General features: G+C 54.5%; 1 pseudogene. It reads left to right on the top strand.

Annotated elements, in window-relative coordinates:
* Window positions 1–769: pseudogene (locus IBT46_RS27045) on the top strand (IS5 family transposase); the annotation flags it as partial.

Here is a 769-nt window from a genome sequence, read left to right as displayed (position 1 = left end):
CCGTTCCGTGGCAAAGCAAAAGTTCAGAATGACAAACTGGCCCACCTACAACAAAGCCCTTATCAACCGTGGCTCCATGACTTTCTGGCTGGATGATGACGTTATTCAGGCCTGGTATGAATCAGCAACGCCTTCACCACGGAGAAGGCCTCAGCGCTATTCTGACCCTGCCATCACCACTGTCCTGGTGATTAAACGCGTATTCCGGCTGCCCCTTCGGGCTGCTCAGGGCTTCATTGATTCCATTTTTGCCCTGATGGATGTTCCGTTGCGCTGCCCGGATTACACCAGCGTCAGCAGGCGGGCAAAGTCGGTTAATGTCAGCTTCAAAACGCCCACCCGGGGCGAAATCGCGCATCTGGTGATTGATTCCACCGGGCTGAAGGTCTCTGGTGAAGGCGAATGAAAAGTCAAAAAACACGGCAAAGAACGCCGTCGTATCTGGCGTAAGCTGCATCTGGCCGTTGACAGCAAAACACATGAAATCATCTGTGCGGACCTGTCGCTGAACAATGTGACAGACTCAGAGGCCTTCCCCGGGCTAATCCGACAGACTCATCGAAAAATCAGGTCAGCCGCAGCGGATGGCGCTTATGATACGCGGTTATGTCACGATGAACTGCGCCGGAAGAAAATCTGTGCACTCATCCCGCCGCGAAAAGGCGCTGGCTACTGGTCCGGAGAGTGCGCAGACCGTAACGGTGCTGTTGCGAACCAGCGGCTGACCGGGAGTAATGCGCGGTGGAAATGGACAACAGATTACAACCGT

It is taken from the genome of Erwinia sp. S38 (assembly GCF_016624545.1).
Taxonomy (GTDB): domain Bacteria; phylum Pseudomonadota; class Gammaproteobacteria; order Enterobacterales; family Enterobacteriaceae; genus Erwinia; species Erwinia coffeiphila.
Note: the sequence above shows the minus strand (reverse complement) of the source record. Positions and strands in the feature narration are given on the sequence as shown.